Here is a 25,543-nt window from a genome sequence, read left to right as displayed (position 1 = left end):
TTTAATTGGCGGAGATAACGGATATGTCCCTACGCACCCTGCTCACCACGCTGCTGGTGACCTGCAGCTTTTCGGTCATGGCAGCCACCGAAATCGTGCCTCTGAACTACCACACCAGCGCCGACCTGTTGCCAGTTGCGCAGGACTTCATCGGCAAGGACGGTCAGGTCAGCGCTTACGGAAATCAGCTCATCGTCAACGCCGATCAACGCAAAATCGACGAACTTAAGACCCTGTTAGCCCAACTCGATACGGCGCCAAAACGCCTGCTGATCACCGTCGACACCAACGAAAACAACTTCCAGGGTGACCAGGGTTACTCGGTGAACGGCACCAAGCCTAGCCAGACCCGCATCATCAACCGCAGCACCGCAAGCCGTGATGGCGGCATTCAGCAAGTCCAGGCCAGCGAAGGCGCACCGGCACTGATCCAGGTCGGCCAGAGCGTACCGCTCACCAGCAGCCAGACGGATTCCTACGGCGACCTGCGCAGCCAGACCGAATATCGCAACGTTACTCAGGGTTTTTACGTCACCGCGACGGTCACCGGCGACATCGTTCACCTGGCAATCAGTACCAACCGTGACCGCATGAGCCAGGAACGTCCCGATGTAGTGAACGTGCAAAGCACCGACACAACTGTCACGGGACGCTTGGGCGAGTGGATTCTGCTGGCCGGCGTAAACAGCCAGACACAAGCCGACAAACAGGGCCTGACCCGCAGCTACTCGACCCAGGGCAGGGATGACATGACTCTGCGGGTGAAAGTCGACACTCTGGACTAAGGCACCGAAAACTGACTGGCAAGTCGTATTAGACCAAAGATGTAGTGCTCTAAAAAAAGCACTACAAAACGTTTGACGAGCCAAAAAAGCGAAGGCATGATGGCCTCGCTCCCGCTAATCAGAGGCCCTGGCAAGGGCCTTCGAGTCGCCGCTTGCCACTTATCCCCGCAAGCCGATTCGTGTCTGTACCGCCCACAAGGTGTGTTTGACGAGGTTGCCGACTGGAACGAAGTTGTCCCGAGGGACGGAAGCGTAATTAGGTAACCCGGCACCACACTGATGTTCGTACCAAGGCCCACGACGCCCGAATGCGCCCGCAGTTTGCCTTTACCTGCTCACTTCCCCTCGAGCTCATCGTTCATCCCGTCGCCATCCCCGCCGAACCCGACTTGACCACCTAAGCTTCTGGTCAGCGAGCGCAGGAATTTTCCACCGCAGAACAACTTTTCATAAAGACGCGACGAGGTTTATCTCCCATGGCACTGACACGCGAACAGCAAATTGCAGCCCTCGAAAAAGACTGGGCTGAAAACCCGCGCTGGAAAGGCGTGACACGCGCTTACTCCGCTGCTGACGTCGTCCGTCTGCGTGGCTCGGTTCAACCAGAGCACACCTTTGCAAAATTGGGCGCCGAGAAACTGTGGAACCTGGTTACCCAGGGTGCCAAGCCGTCCTTCCGTCCTGATAAAGATTTCGTCAACTGCATGGGCGCCCTGACCGGCGGCCAGGCTGTGCAACAAGTCAAAGCCGGTATCCAGGCGATCTACCTGTCGGGCTGGCAAGTGGCTGCGGACAACAACTCCGCCGAATCGATGTACCCGGACCAGTCGCTGTACCCGGTGGACTCGGTTCCAACCGTGGTCAAGCGCATCAACAACTCGTTCCGTCGTGCCGACCAGATCCAGTGGAAAGCCGGCAAGAACCCAGGCGACGAAGGCTACATCGACTACTTCGCGCCAATCGTGGCTGACGCTGAAGCCGGTTTCGGCGGTGTATTGAACGCCTACGAACTGATGAAGAGCATGATCGAAGCAGGCGCCGCCGGCGTTCACTTCGAAGACCAACTGGCTTCCGTGAAAAAATGCGGCCACATGGGCGGCAAGGTACTTGTTCCTACTCAGGAAGCCGTACAAAAGCTGACCGCTGCTCGTCTGGCGGCTGACGTTGCCGGTACGCCGACCATCATTCTGGCCCGTACCGACGCTAACGCGGCTGACTTGCTGACTTCCGACTGCGATCCGTACGACCAGCCATTCGTGACTGGCGAACGTACCCAGGAAGGCTTCTACAAAGTGCGCGCTGGCCTGGACCAGGCTATCGCTCGCGGCCTGGCTTACGCGCCGTACGCCGACCTGATCTGGTGCGAAACCGCCAAGCCGGATCTGGACGAGGCTCGTCGCTTCGCTGAAGCGATCAAAAAGGAATACCCGGACCAACTGCTGTCGTACAACTGCTCGCCTTCCTTCAACTGGAAGAAGAACCTGGACGACGCGACCATCGCCAAGTTCCAGCGCGAATTGTCCGCCATGGGTTACAAGCACCAGTTCATCACCCTGGCCGGCATTCACAACATGTGGCACAGCATGTTCAACCTGGCGCACGACTACGCCCGCAACGACATGACTGCCTACGTAAAGCTGCAAGAGCAGGAATTCGCTGACGCCTCCAAGGGCTACACCTTCGTGGCTCACCAGCAGGAAGTGGGCACCGGCTACTTCGACGACATGACCACTGTGATTCAAGGTGGCTCGTCTTCGGTGACCGCGCTGACCGGCTCGACCGAAGAAGAACAGTTCCACTGATTTGCTTCGCTTGAGACAACGGCCGTTGCGGACTGATTAGAAACCGCAACGCCGCACATCTGACGCCCCGACTGGTTCGGGGCGTTTTTTTGCCTGCGTTTTCCCAAACACCAGAAAATCCTGTACGAGCTGACGAGTGAAACGAGGCTGCGATCTCTTGATCTTGCTTGTTAAAGGTCAAAAGATCGCAGCCTCGTTTCACTCGTCAGCTCCTACAGGGAGTGGCGGTGCCCCTGGCAAAGACATTGAGCCTCAGCCAAGGAAAATCCGCCAAAACGAACGCCACCGCTACTTGCAGTAATGCGCATATAAGACAACTTCCACAGCACTTGCTCGTTAAACAGTTTAAAAACCAAGCCAAACAATACTGATTATCATTTAGCTGAAAACCTGTTCGTTACATTCCCTACAAAACATAATTAACGAAATGCCAGCTAATGCCCACAGGCCAAGGGTTACAGGGCTTTTGGCATGCGCCATGTCCTTATTCCTATAAATAATTTCGCTATAGGAATTTTACTTGCCGGGTGTTTAGCCATAAAATCAGCGGGATTGATTGCTGCGACATATCGTCACTGCTTTGTTTCTTTTCAAGCTCAGAGACCTTTGCTCTCTGTTAAGGATTACCAGCATGCCCGAAGCGACAGGACTCATGGCCCACAACTGGGGCTTTGCCATTTTCCTTCTAGGCGTCGTCGGCCTCTGTGCCTTCATGCTGGGTGTCTCCAGCCTCCTCGGGTCAAAAGCCTGGGGCCGCAGCAAAAACGAACCGTTCGAGTCCGGCATGCTACCTACAGGTGGCGCCCGCTTGCGGCTTTCAGCCAAATTCTATCTGGTCGCGATGCTCTTCGTGATCTTCGATATCGAAGCCCTCTTTCTCTTTGCATGGTCTGTGTCCGTCCGCGAAAGCGGCTGGACCGGATTCGTCGAAGCTCTCGTTTTCATAGCAATTCTGTTGGCAGGCCTTGTCTACCTATTCCGAGTGGGCGCCCTTGATTGGGCTCCGGAAGCTCGGCGCAAGCGGCAAGCGAAGCTGAAACAATGAGGCTTTGGCAATGCAATACAATCTCACCAGGATCGACCCCGATGCTCCTAACGAGCAGTATCCGATTGGCGAACGGGAAACCGTTTCCGATCCGTTAGAAGATCAAGTCCACAAAAACATTTTCATGGGCAAGCTCGAAGACGTGCTTAACGGCACGATCAACTGGGGGCGCAAAAACTCCCTGTGGCCGTATAACTTCGGTCTTTCGTGCTGCTATGTGGAAATGACCACCGCCTTCACGGCGCCCCACGACATCGCGCGCTTTGGCGCCGAGGTTATCCGGGCATCACCGCGTCAGGCGGATTTCATGGTTATCGCCGGTACCTGCTTCATCAAGATGGCGCCGATCATCCAGCGTCTCTACGAGCAAATGCTCGAACCTAAATGGGTTATTTCCATGGGTTCGTGCGCCAACTCCGGTGGCATGTACGACATCTACTCTGTCGTTCAAGGGGTGGACAAGTTCCTGCCCGTGGACGTCTACGTGCCTGGCTGCCCGCCCCGTCCTGAAGCTTTTCTGCAAGGCTTGATGCTCTTGCAAGAGTCCATTGGACAGGAGCGTCGTCCGCTTTCCTGGGTCGTTGGTGATCAAGGCGTATACCGCGCCGAGATGCCTTCGCAAAAGGAACAGCGCCGCGAACAGCGAATCGCAGTCACCAACCTGCGCAGCCCCGACGAAGTCTGATCCAGATCTGCTGTTTCAAAGAAACGAGAAGCTGGCTTCATTCTTTACGTTGACCGAAAGCGATAAATAACCATGACTACAGGCAGTGCTCTGTACATCCCGCCTTATAAGGCAGACGACCAGGATGTGGTCGTCGAACTGAACAATCGTTTTGGCCCGGAGGCGTTTACCGCCCAGCCTACCCGCACCGGCATGCCGGTGCTTTGGGTTGCCCGTGCCAAACTCGTCGAAGTCCTGACCTTCCTGCGCAACCTGCCCAAGCCGTACGTCATGCTCTATGACCTGCACGGCGTGGACGAGCGCCTGCGCACCAAGCGTCAGGGGCTGCCAAGCGGCGCCGACTTCACTGTGTTCTATCACTTGATGTCGATCGAGCGTAATAGTGACGTAATGATCAAGGTCGCCTTGTCCGAGAGCGACCTCAGCGTACCGACCGTTACCGGCATCTGGCCGAACGCCAACTGGTACGAGCGTGAAGTGTGGGACATGTACGGGATCGACTTCAAAGGTCACCCGCACCTGACCCGCATCATGATGCCGCCGACCTGGGAAGGTCACCCGCTGCGCAAGGATTTCCCGGCTCGTGCCACCGAGTTCGACCCGTTCAGCCTGACCCTGGCCAAGCAACAGCTTGAGGAAGAGGCCGCGCGCTTCAAGCCTGAAGACTGGGGCATGAAGCGTTCCGGTCCGAACGAGGACTACATGTTCCTCAACCTCGGCCCTAACCATCCTTCGGCGCACGGTGCGTTCCGCATCATCTTGCAGCTGGACGGTGAAGAGATCGTCGATTGCGTTCCGGACGTCGGTTACCACCACCGTGGTGCCGAGAAGATGGCCGAGCGTCAGTCCTGGCACAGCTTCATTCCGTACACCGACCGTATCGACTACCTCGGCGGCGTGATGAACAACCTGCCGTACGTGCTCTCGGTCGAGAAGCTGGCCGGCATCAAGGTGCCCGAGAAGGTCGACGTCATCCGCATCATGATGGCCGAGTTCTTCCGGATCACCAGCCACCTGCTGTTCCTGGGTACTTACATCCAGGACGTCGGCGCCATGACGCCGGTGTTCTTCACCTTCACCGATCGCCAAAAGGCGTACACGGTGATTGAGGCCATTACCGGTTTCCGTCTGCACCCGGCCTGGTACCGCATCGGCGGCGTCGCACACGACCTGCCACGCGGCTGGGAAAAACTGGTGAAAGACTTCGTCGAGTGGATGCCAAAGCGTCTGGACGAATACCAGAAAGCTGCCCTCGACAACAGCATCCTGCGTGGCCGTACCATCGGCGTCGCCGCCTACAACACCAAAGAAGCCCTGGAATGGGGCGTCACCGGTGCCGGCCTGCGCTCGACCGGTTGCGATTTCGATCTGCGTAAGGCGCGTCCGTACTCGGGCTACGAGAACTTCGAATTCGAAGTGCCACTGGCCGCCAATGGCGATGCCTACGACCGTTGCATCGTGCGCGTCGAGGAGATGCGCCAGAGCATCAAGATCATCGACCAGTGCATGCGCAACATGCCGGAAGGCCCGTACAAGGCGGATCACCCGCTGACCACGCCGCCACCGAAAGAGCGCACCCTGCAGCACATCGAGACCTTGATCACGCACTTCCTGCAAGTTTCGTGGGGCCCGGTCATGCCGGCCAACGAATCCTTCCAGATGATCGAAGCGACCAAGGGCATCAACAGTTATTACCTGACGAGCGATGGCGGCACCATGAGCTACCGCACCCGGATTCGCACCCCAAGCTTCCCGCACCTGCAGCAGATCCCTTCGGTGATCAAAGGCAGCATGGTCGCGGACTTGATTGCGTACCTGGGTAGTATCGATTTCGTTATGGCCGACGTGGACCGCTAAGCATGAACAGCACGCTTATCCAGACAGACCGTTTCGCCCTGAGCGAAACCGAGCGCTCGGCCATCGAGCACGAGCTGCATCACTACGAAGACCCGCGCGCGGCGTCGATCGAAGCCCTGAAGATCGTCCAGAAGGAACGTGGCTGGGTGCCGGACGGCGCTCTGTACGCCATCGGCGAGATCCTCGGCATCCCGGCCAGCGACGTTGAAGGCGTGGCGACGTTCTATAGCCAGATTTTCCGTCAGCCAGTCGGTCGCCACATCATCCGCGTCTGCGACAGCATGGTCTGCTACATCGGTGGCCACGAGTCCGTGGTCAGCGAAATCCAGAGCAAGCTGGGCATCGGCCTGGGCCAGACCACCAGCGATGGTCGTTTCACCCTGCTGCCGGTCTGCTGCCTCGGCAACTGCGACAAGGCGCCGGCGTTGATGATCGACGACGACACTTTCGGTGATGTGCAGCCAGCCGGCGTTGCCAAATTGCTCGAGGGCTACGTATGACCCTGACTTCCTTCGGTCCAGCCAACCGCATCAAGCGTTCGGCCGAGACTCACCCGCTCACCTGGCGTCTGCGTGATGATGGCGAAGCCGTATGGCTCGACGAGTACCAGGCCAAGAACGGTTACGCCGCTGCGCGCAAGGCCTTTGCCGACATGGCTCAGGACGATATCGTCCAGACCGTGAAGGATTCAGGCTTGAAAGGTCGCGGCGGTGCAGGCTTCCCCACTGGCGTGAAGTGGGGCCTGATGCCAAAAGACGAATCCATCAACATCCGCTACCTGCTGTGCAACGCGGATGAAATGGAGCCGAACACCTGGAAAGACCGCATGCTGATGGAGCAACTGCCCCATCTGCTGATCGAAGGCATGCTGATCAGTGCCCGCGCACTGAAAACCTACCGTGGCTACATCTTCCTGCGTGGCGAATACACCACCGCCGCCAAGCACCTCAACCGTGCCGTGGAAGAAGCCAAGGCAGCGGGCCTGCTGGGCAAGAACATCCTGGGCAGCGGCTTCGATTTCGAGCTGTTCGTCCACACCGGTGCCGGGCGTTACATCTGCGGTGAAGAAACCGCACTGATCAATTCCCTCGAAGGTCGCCGCGCCAACCCGCGCTCCAAACCGCCCTTCCCTGCTGCCGTTGGCGTGTGGGGCAAGCCGACCTGCGTGAACAACGTTGAAACCCTGTGCAACGTGCCGGCGATCATTGCCGACGGCGTGGACTGGTACAAATCGTTGTCTCGCGAAGGCAGCGAAGACATGGGCACCAAGCTCATGGGCTTCTCCGGCAAGGTCAAGAACCCGGGCCTGTGGGAACTGCCGTTCGGCGTCACCGCTCGCGAGTTGTTCGAAGACTACGCTGGCGGCATGCGCGACGGTTACAAGCTCAAGTGCTGGCAGCCTGGCGGCGCCGGTACCGGTTTCCTGTTGCCGGAACACCTGGACGCGCAAATGTACGCCGGCGGCATCGCCAAAGTGGGCACCCGTATGGGTACCGGCCTGGCCATGGCGGTGGACGACAGCGTCAACATGGTGTCCCTGCTGCGCAACATGGAAGAGTTCTTCTCCCGTGAGTCGTGCGGTTTCTGCACTCCTTGCCGTGACGGTTTGCCGTGGAGCGTCAAGCTTCTGCGCGCCATCGAGAACGGTGAAGGGCAAGCCGGCGACATCGAGACCCTGCTGGGTCTGGTCGGCTTCCTCGGCCCAGGCAAGACCTTCTGTGCTCACGCACCGGGCGCCGTGGAACCGTTGGGCAGCGCAATCAAATACTTCCGTCCAGAATTCGAAGCCGGCATCGCGCCTACCAGCGCCGCCGTCCCGCCTCTGGCAAGGCCGATCGTAGTCGGTGCGTAAACGCTTAAAAAAGGCGAAGGGTCCGTGCCCTTCGCTTTTCGTGTGATGACGCCTTTACCGGCTGTTTTGATTCACGCGGATAACAAGATTCCATTAGCCACGCCCGCTGACACCGGGCCAACGAAGAACTTTGAACCATGGCCACTATCCACGTAGACGGCAAAGAGCTCGAAGTCGATGGGGCAGACAACCTGTTACAGGCATGTCTGTCGCTAGGCCTCGATATCCCGTATTTCTGCTGGCACCCAGCCCTAGGCAGCGTTGGCGCTTGCCGCCAGTGCGCGGTCAAGCAGTACACCGACGAGAACGACAAGCGTGGTCGGATCGTCATGTCCTGCATGACCCCCGCCACCGACGGCAGCTGGATCTCCATCGACGACGAAGAAGCGAAAGTATTCCGCGCCAGCGTTGTTGAATGGCTGATGACCAACCACCCGCACGACTGCCCGGTCTGCGAAGAAGGCGGTCACTGCCACCTGCAAGACATGACGGTAATGACCGGCCACAACGAGCGCCGTTACCGCTTCACCAAGCGTACCCACCAGAACCAGCAACTGGGCCCGTTCATTTCCCACGAAATGAACCGCTGCATCGCTTGCTACCGCTGCGTGCGCTTCTATAAGGATTACGCTGGTGGCACTGACCTCGGTGTGTTCGGCGCACACGACAACGTGTACTTCGGCCGTGTAGAAGACGGCACCCTGGAAAGCGAGTTCTCCGGCAACCTCACCGAGGTCTGCCCGACCGGTGTGTTCACCGACAAGACTCACTCCGAGCGCTACAACCGCAAGTGGGACATGCAGTTCTCGCCGAGCATCTGCCATGGCTGCTCCAGCGGTTGCAACATCTCCCCGGGCGAGCGTTATGGTGAGCTGCGTCGTATCGAGAACCGTTTCAACGGTTCGGTAAACCAGTACTTCCTGTGCGACCGTGGCCGTTTCGGCTATGGCTACGTCAACCGCGAAGACCGTCCGCGTCAGCCTCTGCTGGCCAATGGCGCCAAGCTGAGCCTCGACGAAGCGCTGGACAAAGCCGCCGAACTGCTGCGCGGTCGCAATATCGTCGGTATCGGTTCGCCGCGCGCCAGCCTCGAAAGCAACTACGCGTTGCGCGAACTGGTCGGTGCCGAGCACTTCTACTCGGGTATCGAAGCGTCCGAGCTGGAACGCATTCGTCTGGTCATGCAGGTGTTGAAAGACAGCCCGCTGCCGATCCCGAACATGCGCGATATCGAAGACCACGACGCGATCTTCGTCCTCGGTGAAGACCTGACCCAGACCGCTGCGCGCATGGCCTTGTCCCTGCGTCAATCGGTCAAGGGCAAGGCTGAAGACATGGCCGACGCCATGCGCGTTCAGCCTTGGCTCGACGCCGCCGTGAAGAACATCGGTCAGCACGCGCTGAACCCACTGTTCATCGCCAGCCTGGCTGAAACCAAGCTCGACGACGTTGCCGAAGAGTGCGTTCACGCTGCTCCCGACGATCTGGCCCGCATCGGTTTCGCCGTGGCTCACGCCCTCGACGCCAACGCTCCAGCCGTTGAAGGCCTGGACACTGAAGCCCTTGGGCTGGCCAAGCGCATCGCCGACGCCCTGCTCGCGGCCAAGCGCCCACTGATCATCGCCGGTACTTCCCTGGGCTCCAAAGCCCTGATCGAAGCCGCCGCGAACATCGCCAAGGCCTTGAAGCTGCGCGAGAAGAACGGTTCCATCAGCCTGATCGTGCCAGAGGCCAACAGCCTCGGCCTGGCCATGCTCGGCGGCGAATCGGTCGATGCCGCGCTGCAAGCAGTGATCGACGGTAAAGCCGACGCCATCGTCGTGCTGGAAAACGATCTGTACACCCGAACCGACAAAGCCAAGGTCGATGCCGCCCTGACCGCCGCGAAAGTGCTGATCGTCGCCGACCATCAGAAGACTGCCACCAGCGATCGCGCGCACCTGGTCCTGCCAGCCGCCAGCTTCGCGGAAGGCGACGGTACGCTGGTCAGCCAGGAAGGTCGCGCCCAGCGCTTCTTCCAGGTCTTCGATCCGAAGTACATGGACGCGAGTATCCTGGTTCACGAAGGCTGGCGCTGGCTGCATGCCCTGCGCGCGACCCTGCTGAACCAGCCGATCGACTGGACCCTGCTGGACCACGTCACCGCCGCCGTCGCTTCCAGCACCTCGATTCTGAATCGCATCGTCGATGCCGCACCGTCCGCCGCGTTCCGCATCAAGGGCATGAAACTGGCCCGTGAACCGCTGCGCTACTCCGGTCGGACCGCCATGCGCGCCGACATCAGCGTGCACGAACCGCGTACTCCGCAAGACAACGACACCGCGTTCAACTTCTCGATGGAAGGTTACTCGGGCTCGGTCGAACCGCGTCAGCAAGTGCCATTCGCCTGGTCTCCGGGCTGGAACTCGCCGCAAGCCTGGAACAAGTTCCAGGACGAAGTCGGTGGTCACATCCGCGCTGGCGACCCGGGCACCCGCCTGATCGAAAGCACTGGTGATTCGCTGAACTGGTTCGCCGCTGTTCCGCGTGCATTCAACCCGGCTCCGGGCACTTGGCAGGTCGTGCCGTTCTTCCACCTGCTGGGCAGCGAAGAGACCTCTTCGAAAGCCGCGCCGGTTCAGGAACGCATCCCGGCCGCCTACGTCGCTTTGGCCAAGTCCGAAGCCGACCGTCTGGGTGTCAACGAAGGTGCCATGCTCAGCTTGAACGTGGCCGGTCAGACCCTGCGTCTGCCGCTGCGCATCAACGAAGAACTGGGTGCCGGTCTGGTTGCATTGCCTGCGGGCATCGCCGGCATTCCGCCAGCGATCTTTGGCAAATCCGTTGACGGTCTGCAGGAGGCAGCGCAATGACTTGGTTCACTCCTGAAGTGATCGCTGTGATCATCTCGGTCATCCAGGCCATCGTGATTCTGCTCGCCGTGGTAGTGTGCGGCGCGTTGCTCAGCTGGGTCGAGCGCCGTCTGCTCGCCCTCTGGCAGGATCGTTACGGTCCGAACCGCGTGGGTCCGTTCGGCGCGTTCCAGATCGCCGCCGACATGATCAAGATGTTCTTCAAGGAAGACTGGACGCCTCCGTTCGCCGACAAGATGATCTTCACCCTGGCACCGGTAGTCGCCATGAGCGCCCTGCTGATTGCCTTCGCGATCATCCCGATCACCCCGACCTGGGGCGTGGCGGATCTGAACATCGGGATCCTGTTCTTCTTCGCCATGGCGGGTCTGTCGGTCTACGCGGTGCTGTTCGCCGGTTGGTCGAGTAACAACAAGTTCGCCCTGTTGGGCAGCTTGCGTGCCTCGGCACAAACCGTGTCGTACGAAGTGTTCATGGGCCTGTCGCTGATGGGCATCGTGATCCAGGTCGGCTCGTTCAACATGCGCGACATCGTTGATTACCAGGCCCAGCACCTGTGGTTCATCATTCCGCAGATCTTCGGTTTCCTGACCTTCTTCATCGCTGGCGTGGCCGTGACTCACCGTCACCCGTTCGACCAGCCGGAAGCGGAACAGGAACTGGCCGACGGTTACCACATTGAATACGCCGGCATGAAATGGGGCATGTTCTTCGTCGGCGAGTACATCGGCATCGTGTTGATTTCGGCGCTGCTGGTGACCTTGTTCTTCGGTGGCTGGCACGGTCCGTTCGGCATCCTGCCGCAGATCCCGTTCATCTGGTTTGCACTGAAAACCGCGTTCTTCATCATGATCTTCATCCTGTTGCGCGCTTCGATTCCGCGCCCACGGTATGACCAAGTGATGGATTTCAGCTGGAAGTTCTGCTTGCCGCTGACCCTCGTCAACATGCTGGTGACCGCTGCGATCGTGTTGCTCAACACGCCCGCCGTCGCGGCTCAGTGAGGATAGAGAATCATGAAGTACATAATTGACATCGTGCATGGCTTCTTCACCCAGCTTCGCAGCCTGGTGATGATTTTCGGCCACGCCTTCCGCAAGCGCGACACGCTGCAGTACCCGGAAGAAGCCGTGTACCTGCCGCCGCGCTACCGTGGCCGTATCGTCCTGACCCGCGACCCTGACGGTGAAGAGCGTTGTGTAGCGTGCAACCTGTGCGCCGTGGCTTGCCCGGTCGGTTGCATCTCGCTGCAGAAAGCTGAAACCGAAGACGGTCGCTGGTACCCGGACTTCTTCCGCATCAACTTCTCGCGCTGCATCTTTTGCGGCCTCTGCGAGGAAGCCTGCCCGACCACCGCGATCCAGCTGACACCGGATTTCGAAATGGCCGAGTTCAAACGTCAGGACCTGGTGTACGAGAAAGAAGATCTGCTGATCTCCGGCCCCGGCAAAAACCCTGATTACAACTTCTATCGTGTTGCAGGTATGGCGATTGCCGGTAAGCCAAAAGGCTCCGCGCAAAATGAAGCCGAACCGATCAACGTGAAGAGCTTGCTGCCTTAAGGAAGAAAGATGGAATTCGCTTTCTATTTCGCATCGGGTATCGCTGTGGTGTCCACGCTTCGCGTGATCACCAACACCAATCCTGTGCACGCCCTGCTCTACCTGATCATTTCGCTGATCGCCGTGGCCATGACGTTCTTCGCCCTTGGCGCACCGTTTGCCGGTGTCCTGGAAGTGATCGCCTACGCTGGCGCCATCATGGTGCTGTTCGTGTTCGTGGTGATGATGTTGAACCTGGGCCCGGCCTCGGTTCAGCAAGAGCGCGTCTGGCTCAAACCCGGCATCTGGCTCGGCCCGGTCATCCTCGGTGCCCTGCTGCTGGCTGAACTGCTGTATGTGCTGTTCTCCCATCAGAGCGGCCAGGCCATCGGCCACACCACCGTAGACGCCAAGGCCGTGGGCATCAGCCTGTTCGGTCCTTACCTGCTGGTGGTCGAACTCGCCTCGATGTTGCTGCTTGCCGCAGCCGTCACGGCGTTCCATTTAGGCCGTAACGAAGCCAAGGAGCAATGACGATGCCTGCTATCCCTATGGAGCATGGTCTGGCGGTCGCCGGCATCCTGTTCTGCCTCGGTCTGGTCGGTCTGATGGTCCGCCGCAACATCCTTTTCGTGCTGATGAGCCTGGAGGTCATGATGAATGCCTCCGCTTTGGCGTTCATCGTTGCCGGTAGCCGCTGGGCGCAACCGGATGGACAGATCATGTTCATCCTGGTGATCAGCCTTGCAGCCGCCGAGGCCAGTATTGGCCTGGCGATTCTGTTGCAGCTGTATCGCCGCTTCCACACGCTCGATATCGACGCTGCCAGTGAGATGCGCGGATGAACCTACTCTTTCTGACTTTCGTATTCCCTCTCATTGGTTTCCTGCTGCTGTCGTTCTCCCGTGGACGCTTCTCGGAAAACCTCTCGGCGCTGATCGGCGTCGGCTCCATTGGTCTGTCGGCAATCGTTACTGCTTATGTGATCTGGCAGTTCAACGTCGCGCCACCTGAAGGCGGTCATTACACCCAAGTGTTGTGGCGCTGGATGGCGGTGGAAGGCTTTACGCCGAACTTCGCCCTGTACCTGGATGGTCTGTCCGTGACCATGCTCGGTGTGGTGGTCGGCGTAGGCTTCCTGATCCACCTGTTCGCTTCCTGGTACATGCGCGGTGAAGACGGTTACTCGCGCTTCTTCGCCTACACCAACCTGTTTATCGCCAGCATGCTGTTCCTGATCCTGGGCGATAACCTGTTGTTCCTGTACTTCGGTTGGGAAGGCGTGGGCCTGTGCTCGTACCTGTTGATCGGTTTCTACTACAGCAACCGCAACAACGGTAACGCAGCACTGAAAGCCTTCATCGTCACCCGTATCGGCGACGTGTTCATGGCCATCGGCCTGTTCATCCTGTTCGCGCAATTGGGCACGCTGAACGTCCAGGAACTGCTGGTGCTGGCACCGCAGAAATTCCAGGCCGGCGACTTCTGGATGGTCATGGCCACCCTGATGCTGCTGGGCGGTGCGGTCGGTAAATCCGCGCAATTGCCGCTGCAAACCTGGCTGGCGGATGCGATGGCCGGTCCTACTCCGGTTTCGGCACTGATCCACGCCGCAACCATGGTGACCGCCGGTGTCTACCTGATCGCCCGTACCCACGGCCTGTTCACCCTGGCGCCGGAAATCCTGCACCTGGTAGGCATCGTTGGCGGCGTGACCCTGGTACTGGCAGGTTTTGCCGCACTGGTTCAGACCGACATCAAACGTATCCTCGCCTACTCGACCATGAGCCAGATCGGCTACATGTTCCTGGCCCTGGGCGTTGGCGCCTGGGACGGCGCAATCTTCCACCTGATGACCCACGCCTTCTTCAAGGCCCTGCTGTTCCTTGCCTCCGGTGCGGTGATCGTTGCCTGCCACCACGAGCAGAACATCTTCAAGATGGGCGGCCTGTGGAAGAAACTGCCGCTGGCCTACGCCAGTTTCATCGTCGGCGGTGCGGCCCTTTCGGCCCTGCCACTGGTGACCGCAGGCTTCTACTCCAAGGACGAAATCCTCTGGGAAGCGTTCGCCAGCGGCAACCACGGTCTGCTGTATGCAGGTCTGGTTGGCGCGTTCATGACCTCGCTGTACACCTTCCGCCTGATCTTCATCGCGTTCCACGGTGAAGCGAAGACCGAAGCCCACGCGGGTCACGGCATTGCCCACTGGCTGCCACTGTCGGTGCTGATCGTGCTGTCGACCTTCGTCGGCGCAATGATCGTTCCGCCACTGCACGGCGTGTTGCCGGAAAGCGTCGGCCATGCCGGCGGCGAAGCCAAGCACAGTCTGGAAATCGCTTCGGGTGCCATCGCCCTGGCCGGTATCCTGCTGTCCGCGCTGCTGTTCCTCGGCAAGCGCCGTTTCGTCACCGCCATCGCCAACAGCGGCATCGGCCGCGTCCTTTCGGCCTGGTGGTTCGCTGCCTGGGGCTTCGACTGGATCTACGACAAACTGTTCGTCAAGCCATACCTTGCGATCAGCCACGCACTGCGCAAAGACCCGCTCGACCAGACTATCGGTCTGATCCCGCGTATGGCCAAAGGCGGTCACACCGCCCTGAGCCGTACCGAAACCGGTCAACTGCGTTGGTACGCGGCATCGATGGCAGCCGGCTCCGTGCTGGTCATCGGCGCCATCGTGCTGGTAGCGGTCTGAATATGAACCTTGCGAACTTGCGAAAGGAATTGAGCCCGTCATGATTCTGCCTTGGCTAATCCTGATCCCCTTCATCGGCGGCCTGCTGTGCTGGATGGGTGAGCGCTTCGGCGCTACCCTCCCCCGCTGGATTGCGCTGTTGACCATGACCCTGGAACTCGCGCTCGGCCTCTGGCTGTGGGCCCACGGTAATTATTCATTTGCCCCGGCGCCTGGCGCCGATCCGACCTGGGCGATTGAGTTCAAGCACATCTGGATCGAACGCTTCGGCATCAGCGTGCACCTGGCTCTCGACGGCCTGTCGCTGCTGATGATTCTGCTGACCGGTCTGCTGGGTATCCTCTCGGTACTCTGCTCTTGGAAAGAGATCCAGCGTCACGTTGGCTTCTTCCACTTGAACCTGATGTGGATCCTGGGCGGCGTCGTCGGCGTGTTCCTCGCCCTCGACCTGTTCATGTTCTTCTTCTTTTGGGAAATGATGCTGGTGCCGATGTACTTCCTCATCGCGCTCTGGGGTCACAGTTCTTCGGACGGCAAGAAAACCCGGATCTACGCGGCGACCAAGTTCTTCATCTTCACTCAGGCTTCCGGCCTGATCATGTTGGTGGCGATCCTGGGTCTGGTACTGGTCAACTTCAACAACACCGGCGTGATTACCTTCAACTACGCCGACCTGTTGAAAACCAAGATGTCGATGACCACCGAGTACATCCTGATGCTCGGTTTCTTCATTGCCTTCGCGGTGAAGCTGCCAGTGGTGCCGTTCCACTCCTGGTTGCCTGACGCTCACGCCCAGGCGCCGACCGCAGGTTCCGTCGACCTCGCCGGTATCTTGCTGAAGACTGCTGCGTACGGCCTGCTGCGTTTCGCCCTGCCACTGTTCCCGAATGCCTCGGCCGAGTTCGCGCCGATCGCCATGACCCTGGGTCTGATCGGGATTTTCTACGGTGCGTTCCTGGCGTTCGCGCAAACCGACATCAAGCGTCTGATTGCCTACTCGTCCGTTTCCCACATGGGCTTCGTGTTGATCGGCATCTACTCCGGCAGCCAACTGGCGCTGCAGGGTGCGGTGATGCAGATGCTGGCTCACGGTCTGTCGGCCGCGGCACTCTTTATCCTCAGTGGTCAGTTGTACGAACGCACTCATACCCGCGACATGCGTGAAATGGGTGGCCTGTGGTCGAAGATTGCTTACCTGCCGGCCATCAGCCTGTTCTTCGCAGCGGCGTCGCTGGGCTTGCCGGGTACCGGTAACTTCGTCGGCGAGTTCCTGATCCTGATCGGCACCTTCGCGGCTGCGCCGTGGATCACCGTGATCGCAACGTCGGGCCTGGTGTTCGGTTCGGTCTACTCGCTGATCATGATCCACCGCGCCTACTTCGGCCCGTCCAAATCGGACGCGGTGCTGCATGGCATGGACGGTCGCGAACTGATCATGGTGGTCGGTCTGGCGGCGCTGCTGATTTACATCGGCGTGTACCCACAACCGTTCCTCGACACCTCTGCCGCTACGATGCATGGCGTGCAGCAATGGCTCGGCACCGCCTTCACTCAACTCGCTTCGGCCCGGTAAGAGCGCTATGGAATTCACGACTCAACACTTTATCGCGCTAGCGCCGTTGTTGATCACCAGCGCCACGATCATCGTGGTGATGCTGGCGATTGCCTGGCGCCGCAACCACTCGCAGACCTTCCTGATTTCCGTGGCGGGCCTGAACCTGGCACTGCTGTCGATCCTGCCTGCATTGAAAGTCGCGCCGCTGGCCGTGACGCCATTGCTGCAAATCGACACCTTTGCCTGCTTGTACATGGCGTTGATCCTGGTCGCCACGCTCGCCTGTGTCACCCTCGCCCACGCCTACCTCGGCGATGGCGGCTCGGGTTACCCGGGCAACCGTGAAGAACTGTATTTGCTGATCCTGATGGCCGCCGCCGGCGGCCTGGTGCTGGTCAGCGCGCAGCACCTGGCCGGGTTGTTCATCGGTCTGGAACTGCTGTCGGTGCCGGTCTACGGTCTGGTGGCTTATGCCTTCTTCAACAAGCGCTCGCTGGAAGCCGGTATCAAGTACATGGTGCTGTCGGCCGCCGGTTCCGCGTTCCTGTTGTTCGGTATGGCCCTGCTCTACGCCGAATCCGGCAGCCTGAGCTTCACCGGCATCGGTCAAGCCCTGGCGGCCACCGGCCTGCCTAGCCCGATCGCACAACTGGGCCTGGGCATGATGCTGATCGGTTTGGCGTTCAAACTGTCGCTGGTGCCGTTCCACCTCTGGACCCCAGACGTTTACGAAGGTGCTCCGGCACCGGTCGCAGCGTTCCTGGCGACCGCTTCGAAAGTGGCTGTGTTCGCGGTGATGGTGCGTCTGTTCCAGATCTCGCCAGCGGCGAGCAGCGGCGTACTCAGCAACGTACTGACCATCATCGCCATTGCGTCGATCCTGTTCGGTAACCTGCTGGCCCTGACCCAGAGCAACCTCAAGCGTCTGCTGGGTTACTCGTCCATCGCCCACTTCGGTTACCTGCTGATCGCCCTGGTGGCGAGCAAAGGCCTGGCCGTGGAAGCCATCGGCGTGTATCTGGTCACCTACGTAATCACCAGCCTCGGCGCGTTCGGTGTGATTACCCTGATGTCCTCGCCGTACAACGGCCGCGACGCCGATGCCCTGTACGAATACCGCGGCCTGTTCTGGCGTCGTCCGTACCTGACCGCCGTACTGACCGTGATGATGCTGTCCCTGGCCGGCATCCCGTTGACCGCGGGCTTCATCGGCAAGTTCTACATCATCGCTACCGGTGTCGAGTCGCATCAATGGTGGCTGGTCGGTTCCTTGGTACTGGGTAGCGCCATCGGCGTCTTCTACTACCTGCGCGTGATGGTCACCCTGTACCTGATCGAGCCGAACCTGCGTCGTCACGATGCGCAACTGCACTGGGAACAACGTGCAGGCGGCGTGATGCTGCTGGCCATCGCCGTACTGGCGTTCTTCCTCGGCCTGTATCCGCAGCCATTGCTGGTGCTGGTTCAGCAATCGGGTCTGGCGGGCTGATCGCCTGGCGATACTTGGCAGAAAACTTAAACGGCACCCTCGGGTGCCGTTTTTGCGTTTTGGGGGTTTGAAAATTAAAAGATCGCAGCCTGCGGCAGCTCCTACAGGAATCGCATTTCAATGTAGGAGTTGCCGAAGGCTGCGATCTTTAGATCTTCATTACTGCCACTCTCCTCACAGATCTCCAGAATAGTCTCGCGGGTGAATCAGCCGTGTCCTACATCCCCGTCTCCGCCTTCAACCTTAACGTAATGAGCTGACCGAATTGGCAGGAACAGACCCCTTGACCGATTCGATTCTTGTGATAGAAATATACGCAGGTAACGTACAGAACATGGACGCTCTTTTTATCGAATTACCCGCATTTCAAAAGCTCCGAAATGATTATCTGGACGACGAATTGTTTCGCAGCTTTCAACTGGGCTGCTGAAAAACCCGGAAGCAGGCGAACGAGTGGAAGGTATGGGCGGGTTGCGGAAACTCTGTTTCTCCGATCAGCGACGAGGCAAAGGCAAGCGCAGCGGATTAAGGGTTATTTATTACTGGTGGTCGGGTTTTGATCAATTCTGGCTGTTCTCCGTATACAGCAAAAACGAGCAAGACGATCTGTCACCTTCCCAGAAGAAACTTTTTAGGCAAGCTCTAGATCGCGAAATCAACACGAGATCCCATTATGAAACGTGACATTTTTACCGAACTGATGGAAGGCCTTGAATCGTTGGCCGATGAGCGCCAAAGCAAAGTCACGCTGCGAACCCACAAGGTCAAACTGCCAAAACTGGTGCCGATCACTGCCGAGGAGGTCGTAGCCATACGCCAACAGCTCAACCTTTCCCGTTCGGTATTCGCGATGTATCTGCGTACGAATACCCGGACGCTGGAAAACTGGGAACAAGGACGTGCACAACCAAATGCGCAGGCCACGACCTTGATTCGACTGGTCGAGCGCTTTCCAGAAACAGTCGCGCAATTGGCGGCGCTGACTTGATTCCAGCGCGAAGGAGTCAGATCAGGCACAAACAAAAACGGCACCTTTCGGTGCCGTTCGCCTTTCACACTCACATCACTTACTTACGCGCATCCGCCCAGGACTTCAGCAGTTCGTTGTAGCCCACGGTTTCGCCTTTAGGCTTTTCGTTTGCCAGTTTCGGTTTCGGTGCGCCCGGTTGGTCGAACCAGTATTGAGCGTCGCGTTCCGGGTTCATTTTCGGTGCGCATACGGCTTGCGCCTTCGAGCGTTCCAGACGGGACATGATCGCGTCCTGATCCTTGGCCAGACCGTCCAGTGCCTGTTGCGGAGTTTTCTCGCCGCTGGCAGCTTCGGCGATGTGGCTCCACCACAGTTGCGCCAGACGCGGATAGTCCGGCACGTTGGTCCCGGTCGGGGTCCATTGCACGCGGGCCGGGCTGCGGTAGAACTCCACCAGGCCACCGAGCTTAGGTGCCAGGTCGGTCATCGCTTGCGAGTTGATGTCCGACTCGCGGATCGGCGTCAGGCCGACGATGGTTTTCTTCAGTGACACGGTTTTCGAGGTCACGAACTGCGCGTACAACCAGGCCGCCAGTTTCTGTTTCTCAGGCGTGGACTTCATGAACGTCCACGAACCCACGTCCTGATACCCCAGTTTCATGCCCTCTTCCCAATACGGCCCACGCGGCGACGGCGCCATCCGCCATTTCGGCGTGCCATCGGCGTTTACCACTGGCAGACCCGGTTTGGTCATGTCGGCGGTGAACGCGGTGTACCAGAAGATCTGTTGGGCGATGTTGCCCTGGGACGGCACCGGACCGGATTCGGAGAAGGTCATGCCCGCCGCTTCCGGTGGCGCATAGGCTTTCAGCCAGTCGACGTATTTGGTCGTGGCAAATACCGCCGCCGGACCGTTGGTGTCGCCACCACGGGTCACGCTGGAACCCACAGGATGGCAGTCCTCGACGCGGATACCCCACTCGTCCACCGGTAAACCGTTAGGCAAGCCCTTATCGCCGCCGCCGGCCATGGAGAACCAGGCATCGGTGAAGCGCCAGCCCAGCGACGGGTCTTTCTTGCCGTAGTCCATGTGGCCATAGACCCGCTTGCCGTCGATTTCCTTGACGTCTTCGCTGAAGAATTTGGCGATGTCTTCATAAGCCGACCAGTTCACCGGGACGCCCAGCTCATAACCGTACTTGGCTTTGAACTTGGCTTTCAGGTCTGCGCGCTCGAACCAGTCGGCGCGGAACCAATACAGGTTGGCGAACTGCTGGTCAGGCAATTGATAGATCTTGCCGTCCGGCGCCGTGGTGAAGGAAATACCGATGAAGTCCTTGATGTCCAGGGTTGGCGAGGTGAAGTTCTTGCCCTCGTTGGCCATCAGGTCGGTGATCGCTTCAGTCTTGCCGTATCGGAAGTGAGTACCGATCAAATCCGAGTCGTTGACCCAGCCGTCATAGATGCTCTTGTCCGATTGCATCACGGTCTGCAGTTTCTCCACGACATCGCCTTCCTGCAGCAAGTCGTGGGTGACTTTGATCCCGGTGATTTCGGTAAAGGCCTTGGCCAGCACCTTGGACTCATACTCGTGCGTGGTCAGGGTTTCCGAGACGACCTTGATGTCCATCCCGCGAAACGGCTCGGCGGCCTTGATGAACCACTTCAACTCTGCGAGCTGCTGATCGGCCGTCAGGGTGGACGGTTTGAACTCGCTGCCAATCCATTTCTGGGCAGCTTCTTCATAGGCATCGGCCCAGGCCGAAGCGCTCAAACCGCTGAGTGCCAGCATGGCTGCCAATGAAATGCTATGTCGCAGCTTATTGTTTTTGTCGAACATAGAGACCTCCTGTTTAAGTTTCGGAGCAACATTGCCGAGCGATTCGACTAGCCCCAACGCATCACTGCCAACAGCCACACCAGGGACAACGCGGACGCTACCCAGATGCTCCAGTCGGTCACGCCGATTACCAGCAAATGCAGGTAGGCGCTGCCGAGAAGACCGATAAACAGCCGATCGCCACGGGTAGTGGCAATCGGCAAAAAGCCACGCCGAAGAATGCTTGGCGAACGCAATTCCCAAGTGGTCATGCCCACCAGGATCAAGGCAATGACACTGAAGAACGCTGCTGTCGGGGTGGTCCAACTCATCCATTCCATCATCAGCTCCTCATACCCGGCCCAGGGCAAAGCCCTTGGCCACGTGATTGCGAACAAACCAGATCACCAGCATGCCCGGCAGAATGGTCAACACCCCCGCCGCCGCCAGCACGCCCCAGTCGATGCCGGACGCCGAGACCGTTCGAGTCATCACCGCCGCGATAGGCTTGGCGTTGACCGAGGTCAGCGTTCGCGCCAGCAAGAGTTCGACCCAGGAAAACATGAAGCAGAAAAACGCTGTGACGCCGATACCGGAACCAATCAGCGGGATGAAAATCTTCACGAAGAACTTGGGAAAACTGTAGCCATCGATGTAGGCGGTTTCGTCGATTTCCTTGGGTACGCCAGACATGAAACCTTCAAGAATCCACACCGCCAAAGGCACGTTGAACAAGCAGTGGGCCAAGGCCACGGCAATGTGCGTGTCGAATAACCCGATCGACGAATAGAGCTGGAAGAACGGCAGCAAAAACACCGCCGGGGGCGCCATGCGGTTGGTCAGCAACCAGAAGAACAAGTGCTTGTCGCCCAGGAAGCGATAACGCGAGAACGCATAGGCTGCCGGCAGCGCCACGCTCAAGGAAATCACCGTGTTCAAACTCACGTAATACAGCGAGTTGAGATAGCCGGTGTACCACGCCGGATCGGTGAAGATCACCTTGTAGTTGTGGAGGGTGAAATCCTGCGGAAACAGCGTCAGGCCGCCGAGAATTTCGGTGTTGCTCTTGAACGACATGTTCAGCAGCCAGTAGATCGGCACCAGCAGGAACAGGATGTAGATCAGCAGTGGAATCAGCTTTCTCTTGCTCATGATGGCCTCAGCGGTTGGCGTCAGAGTGAGTCATGGCGGTGTAGAACAACCAGGACACCAACAGGATGATCAGGAAATACACCAGCGAAAATGCCGCGGCCGGTCCCAGGTCGAACTGCCCGATGGCCATCTGCGTAAGCGTCTGGCTAAGGAACGTCGTGGCATTCCCCGGACCACCACCGGTCAGCACGAACGGCTCGGTGTAGATCATGAAACTGTCCATGAAGCGCAGCATCACCGCGATCAGCAGCACACTCTTGAGCTTGGGCAACTGGATGTGCCGGAATACTGCCCAGGCCGATGCCCGATCAATTCGCGCGGCCTGGTAATACACATCCGGAATCGCCCGCAAACCGGAGAAACACAGCAACGCCACCAGCGACGTCCAGTGCCACACATCCATTACCAGCACGGTGACCCAGGCATCCATGGTGTTCGCCGCATAGTTGTAGCTGATGCCCATTGCATTGAGGCTCGACCCGAGCAGGCCGATATCGGCCCGACCGAAAATCTGCCAGATGGTGCCAACCACGTTCCATGGAATCAGCAGCGGAATCGCCAGGATGATCAGTACCAGCGATGACCAGCGGCCCTTGGTCGGCATGGTCAGCGCGATGGCAATGCCCAAGGGAATTTCGATCAGCAACACGCAGGCCGAATAGATGAACTGACGCAGCAACGAGTCGTGCAGACGCGGATCGAGCAGCACCTGCTTGTACCAGTCGGCGCCGACGAAGTAACGGCTCGACTGGTCGAAGATGTCCTGCACCGAATAGTTGACCACGGTCATCATCGGGATCACCGCACTGAACGCCACCAGCAGGAACACCGGCAGCACCAGCCACCAGGCCTTGTTGTTCTGCACCTTGTTCATGGCTGTACCTCATGAGTGGCTTGCGCTTCCAGGAGGAATTCGTCGGCGTAGACCATCAGCCACTGCGCCGGAAAACTGATGTGCGCCGTGCCCACCGGTACGGGTTTGTCTTCAGCCAGCCGCACCTTCAACGGTGCGCCATCGAGGTTGAGCGTCATGATCTTGTAAGTGCCGAGGTCTTCGACGTGTACGACTTGTGCCCGCATCGCGTCATCAAAGGGTTCGTCCCACACATGGACGAATTCCGGCCGGATGCCGACCTTCAGGGTTTTCCATTGCGTCTCGGCAATACGCTGCTGCATGGCCTCGGAAAGCGGCAGATGGGTCGAGGCGAAACCGACACCACCGGGTTGCGGTTGAACGTCGATCAGGTTCATCCCCGGGCTGCCAATGAAATAGCCGACAAAGGTGTGGCTCGGCCGCTCGAACAATTCCCGTGGTGTGCCGAACTGCACGATCTGCCCGCCGTACATCACCGCAATCTTGTCGGCGAAGGTCGAGGCCTCCAGTTGATCGTGGGTCACGTAGACCATGGTGATGTTGAACTGCTCGTGAATCTGCTTGAGCTTGCGCCGCAGTTTCCACTTCAGGTGCGGGTCGATCACCGTCAGCGGTTCATCGAAGAGGATTGCCGAGACGTCATCGCGCACCAGCCCGCGCCCCATGGAAACTTTCTGTTTTTCGTCGGCCGTGAGGTTGCTCGCTTTTTTGCCCAGCAAGCCCTGAAGATCGAGAACCTCGGCGATTTCCTGCACCTTGGTGTGAACTCTTGCCTCGGCCATGCCCTGATTGCGCAACGGGAAGGCCAGGTTGTCGAACACCGTCATGGTGTCGTAGACCACGGGAAACTGGAAAACCTGGGCGATGTTGCGTTTTTCGGGGGTCAGGTTGTTGACCGCTTTACCATCGAACAAAACATGGCCTTGGGACGGGCTGAGCAACCCGGAGATGATGTTAAGCAACGTCGACTTGCCACACCCCGAAGGGCCGAGCAACGCATAGGCACCGCCCTGCTCCCAGATGTGGTCCATCTCGCGGATCGCGTAATCCTCGGGGCCAACCGGTGTTTTGGTGTAGCTGTGGGCGAGGTTCCGCAAACGGATTTCGGCCATCAGGCAACCCTCGCGATACGCCGGCCCGGCGCCTGGACCAGCCGCCCCTGCATATCGAACACGAATAGTTTATGGGTCGGAATGTAGATGCGAATCGGCGCATCGACGTCGTACTCGTGAACACCGGGCAAGTGCAGTACCAGCAAAAAATGCTCGTTGCGCACATGCAGGAAGGTTTCCGAGCCGCTGATTTCCGCGACCTCGACGGTCACCGCCAACTCCAGGTCATCGTCGTTGCTCGGCACCAGCGAGATATGGCTGGGACGCACGCCAAAGCGAAACTCGCCCTCGCCTACCGGACGCAAATCAACGTTCAACGGAAAGTGCACGAAGTTGGCGAAACTCACTTCGTTGCCCGCAATGCGCCCCGGCATCAGATTGATCGGCGGCTCGGAAAACAGCTCCGCCGCCAACACCGTTTGCGGCTGGTGGTAGACCTCGGAGGATTTGCCACTCTGGATCACCCGGCCTTCGTGAAGAATGGTCGTGGTGCCACCCAAGGCCAACGCTTCGTTGGGTTCGGTGGTGGCATAAATCGCAATGGTGTGCCGGGCTTTGAACAACTCGCGCATTTCCTGGCGCAGCTCTTCGCGCAGCTTGTAATCGAGGTTGACCAGCGGTTCGTCGAACAGGATCAGTTCGGCGTCTTTGACCAGCGCCCGGGCCATCGCCGTTCGTTGTTGCTGGCCGCCGGAAAGTTCGAGGGGATAGCGCTGGAGGAACTTCTCGATGCGCAGCATCTTCGCGGTTTCCAGCACTTTGCTCTGGATGATTTCATTGGACACACCGGCCTGACGCAGCGGCGAGGCGATGTTCTCGAAGACGGTCATGGTCGGGTAATTGATGAACTGCTGATACACCATCGACACGTTGCGCAGGCGCACGGGACGCTGGGTGACGTCCACGCCATTCATCAGCACGCGGCCACTGTCAGGCTTGTCCAGCCCGGCCATCAGACGCATGAGACTGGTTTTGCCGGACAGCGTGCGGCCGAGCAAAACGTTGAAGGATCCGGGTTCGAAACTTAGGCACGCATCGTCAATCCAGGTCTGGCCCTCGACGGTGCGGCTGACATGCTCCAGGGTTAATGACATGGCTCGGCCTTTTTTATTTTTGGAGTCAAGCGACCGGAGCGATATAGCGACATTCGTGCCAAGAATCGCAAGCCTTTGATCTGGCTTGGAATATTCGAAAACAGAGGAACAACCACATTCGTTGCTGAACAGAAATGAACAATCGTGAATGAACAACTGAACACCTGAACGATTGACAATGAACAATAGTGAACAACACTCTACGCATGCTTTTGCTCGGCTCGCGCGGGCCATGTAGGAGCTGCCGCAGGCTGCGATCTTTTGATCTTGTTTGTAAAAAAATCAAAAGGTCGCAGCCTGCGGCAGCTCCTACAGGGGTTGCGCTTAAGCACTTATAAAAACAATAAAGTTTGTTCAGAGATCG

Annotated in this window: 22 protein-coding genes and 1 pseudogene; 17 read left to right on the top strand and 6 right to left on the bottom strand. The window is 58.8% G+C overall.

Annotation, left to right across the window (positions count from 1 at the left end; all coding sequences use genetic code 11):
• Nucleotides 1-23 precede the first annotated feature (23 nt).
• The 17 genes and pseudogenes from KUF73_RS18240 (at nt 24) to KUF73_RS18165 (ending at nt 19,146) form a co-directional block, all read left to right on the top strand.
• Nucleotides 24-785 carry a secretin N-terminal domain-containing protein gene (locus tag KUF73_RS18240; RefSeq protein WP_218439450.1) on the top strand — a complete coding sequence of 254 codons (762 nt, stop codon included), beginning with the start codon at nt 24-26 and terminating at the stop codon, nt 783-785.
• A gap of 476 nt (nt 786-1,261) precedes the next feature.
• Nucleotides 1,262-2,587, top strand: coding sequence for an isocitrate lyase (aceA, locus tag KUF73_RS18235; RefSeq protein ID WP_159957769.1), 1,326 nt, complete (start codon nt 1,262-1,264; stop codon nt 2,585-2,587).
• A gap of 631 nt (nt 2,588-3,218) precedes the next feature.
• Complete coding sequence (locus KUF73_RS18230; protein ID WP_003223812.1) at nt 3,219-3,632, top strand: NADH-quinone oxidoreductase subunit A; 414 nt, start codon at nt 3,219-3,221, stop codon at nt 3,630-3,632.
• A gap of 10 nt (nt 3,633-3,642) precedes the next feature.
• Nucleotides 3,643-4,317, top strand: a complete 675-nt coding sequence (locus KUF73_RS18225) for an NADH-quinone oxidoreductase subunit B family protein (protein ID WP_008146035.1) — start codon at nt 3,643-3,645, stop codon at nt 4,315-4,317.
• 72 nt (nt 4,318-4,389) lie between these two features.
• The gene (nuoC, locus tag KUF73_RS18220) at nt 4,390-6,174 is read left to right on the top strand and encodes an NADH-quinone oxidoreductase subunit C/D (RefSeq protein ID WP_218439449.1); all 1,785 of its coding nucleotides are present in this window, start codon (nt 4,390-4,392) and stop codon (nt 6,172-6,174) included.
• 2 nt (nt 6,175-6,176) lie between these two features.
• Complete coding sequence (gene nuoE / locus KUF73_RS18215; protein WP_218439448.1) at nt 6,177-6,674, top strand: NADH-quinone oxidoreductase subunit NuoE; 498 nt, start codon at nt 6,177-6,179, stop codon at nt 6,672-6,674.
• Nucleotides 6,671-8,026 (top strand): NADH-quinone oxidoreductase subunit NuoF, encoded by a 1,356-nt coding sequence (gene nuoF, locus KUF73_RS18210; RefSeq protein ID WP_218439447.1) that lies wholly within the window; start codon nt 6,671-6,673, stop codon nt 8,024-8,026. Before nuoE ends, nuoF begins: the two co-directional genes overlap by 4 nt.
• Before the next feature lie 137 nt (nt 8,027-8,163).
• On the top strand, nt 8,164-10,878 hold the full coding sequence (gene nuoG, locus KUF73_RS18205) for an NADH-quinone oxidoreductase subunit NuoG (RefSeq protein WP_218439446.1): 2,715 nt from the start codon (nt 8,164-8,166) through the stop codon (nt 10,876-10,878).
• A complete protein-coding gene (gene nuoH, locus KUF73_RS18200; RefSeq protein ID WP_218439445.1) occupies nt 10,875-11,882 on the top strand; it encodes an NADH-quinone oxidoreductase subunit NuoH in 1,008 nt (335 codons plus the stop codon). The genes nuoG and nuoH overlap by 4 nt, the downstream gene beginning before the upstream one ends.
• Nucleotides 11,883-11,891: 9 nt before the next feature.
• Nucleotides 11,892-12,440 carry an NADH-quinone oxidoreductase subunit NuoI gene (gene nuoI / locus KUF73_RS18195; RefSeq protein ID WP_075947948.1) on the top strand — a complete coding sequence of 183 codons (549 nt, stop codon included), beginning with the start codon at nt 11,892-11,894 and terminating at the stop codon, nt 12,438-12,440.
• 9 nt (nt 12,441-12,449) lie between these two features.
• Nucleotides 12,450-12,953, top strand: a complete 504-nt coding sequence (gene nuoJ, locus KUF73_RS18190) for an NADH-quinone oxidoreductase subunit J (RefSeq protein ID WP_218439444.1) — start codon at nt 12,450-12,452, stop codon at nt 12,951-12,953.
• Nucleotides 12,954-12,955: 2 nt separating this feature from the next.
• Nucleotides 12,956-13,264: an NADH-quinone oxidoreductase subunit NuoK gene (gene nuoK, locus KUF73_RS18185; RefSeq protein WP_007946416.1), complete on the top strand. Its 309-nt coding sequence runs from the start codon at nt 12,956-12,958 to the stop codon at nt 13,262-13,264.
• Nucleotides 13,261-15,114, top strand: coding sequence for an NADH-quinone oxidoreductase subunit L (nuoL, locus tag KUF73_RS18180; RefSeq protein WP_218439443.1), 1,854 nt, complete (start codon nt 13,261-13,263; stop codon nt 15,112-15,114). Before nuoK ends, nuoL begins: the two co-directional genes overlap by 4 nt.
• 40 nt (nt 15,115-15,154) lie before the next feature.
• Complete coding sequence (gene nuoM / locus KUF73_RS18175) at nt 15,155-16,687, top strand: NADH-quinone oxidoreductase subunit M (protein ID WP_218439442.1); 1,533 nt, start codon at nt 15,155-15,157, stop codon at nt 16,685-16,687.
• A gap of 7 nt (nt 16,688-16,694) precedes the next feature.
• Nucleotides 16,695-18,158 carry an NADH-quinone oxidoreductase subunit NuoN gene (nuoN, locus tag KUF73_RS18170; RefSeq protein WP_218439441.1) on the top strand — a complete coding sequence of 488 codons (1,464 nt, stop codon included), beginning with the start codon at nt 16,695-16,697 and terminating at the stop codon, nt 18,156-18,158.
• Nucleotides 18,159-18,492: 334 nt separating this feature from the next.
• A pseudogene (locus tag KUF73_RS31430) lies at nt 18,493-18,842 on the top strand (toxin).
• A complete protein-coding gene (locus KUF73_RS18165) occupies nt 18,832-19,146 on the top strand; it encodes a DNA-binding transcriptional regulator (protein ID WP_218439440.1) in 315 nt (104 codons plus the stop codon). Before KUF73_RS31430 ends, KUF73_RS18165 begins: the two are co-directional and overlap by 11 nt.
• Nucleotides 19,147-19,225: 79 nt before the next feature.
• Here the strand turns inward: KUF73_RS18165 and KUF73_RS18160 are convergent, their stop codons facing one another.
• Genes KUF73_RS18160 through KUF73_RS18135 form a run of 6 tightly spaced genes read right to left on the bottom strand, consistent with a single transcriptional unit; the run spans nt 19,226 to nt 25,179 of the window.
• Nucleotides 19,226-20,968, bottom strand: a complete 1,743-nt coding sequence (locus tag KUF73_RS18160) for an ABC transporter substrate-binding protein (RefSeq protein WP_218439439.1) — start codon at nt 20,966-20,968, stop codon at nt 19,226-19,228.
• A gap of 47 nt (nt 20,969-21,015) precedes the next feature.
• Nucleotides 21,016-21,288: a DUF2160 domain-containing protein gene (locus KUF73_RS18155; RefSeq protein WP_218439438.1), complete on the bottom strand. Its 273-nt coding sequence runs from the start codon at nt 21,286-21,288 to the stop codon at nt 21,016-21,018.
• Between the two features lie 10 nt (nt 21,289-21,298).
• Nucleotides 21,299-22,099, bottom strand: a complete 801-nt coding sequence (locus KUF73_RS18150; protein WP_218439437.1) for a carbohydrate ABC transporter permease — start codon at nt 22,097-22,099, stop codon at nt 21,299-21,301.
• A gap of 7 nt (nt 22,100-22,106) precedes the next feature.
• The gene (locus tag KUF73_RS18145; RefSeq protein ID WP_218439436.1) at nt 22,107-22,973 is read right to left on the bottom strand and encodes a carbohydrate ABC transporter permease; all 867 of its coding nucleotides are present in this window, start codon (nt 22,971-22,973) and stop codon (nt 22,107-22,109) included.
• Entirely contained in the window at nt 22,970-24,085 is a 1,116-nt protein-coding gene (locus KUF73_RS18140) for an ABC transporter ATP-binding protein (protein WP_218439435.1), read from the bottom strand. The genes KUF73_RS18145 and KUF73_RS18140 overlap by 4 nt, the downstream gene beginning before the upstream one ends.
• The gene (locus KUF73_RS18135; RefSeq protein ID WP_218439434.1) at nt 24,085-25,179 is read right to left on the bottom strand and encodes an ABC transporter ATP-binding protein; all 1,095 of its coding nucleotides are present in this window, start codon (nt 25,177-25,179) and stop codon (nt 24,085-24,087) included. Before KUF73_RS18135 ends, KUF73_RS18140 begins: the two co-directional genes overlap by 1 nt.
• Nucleotides 25,180-25,543: the final 364 nt, after the last annotated feature.

The sequence above is a fragment of the Pseudomonas sp. PD9R genome (assembly GCF_019200975.1).
Lineage (GTDB): Bacteria > Pseudomonadota > Gammaproteobacteria > Pseudomonadales > Pseudomonadaceae > Aquipseudomonas.
This window is presented reverse-complemented; position numbering and strand designations above follow the sequence as displayed.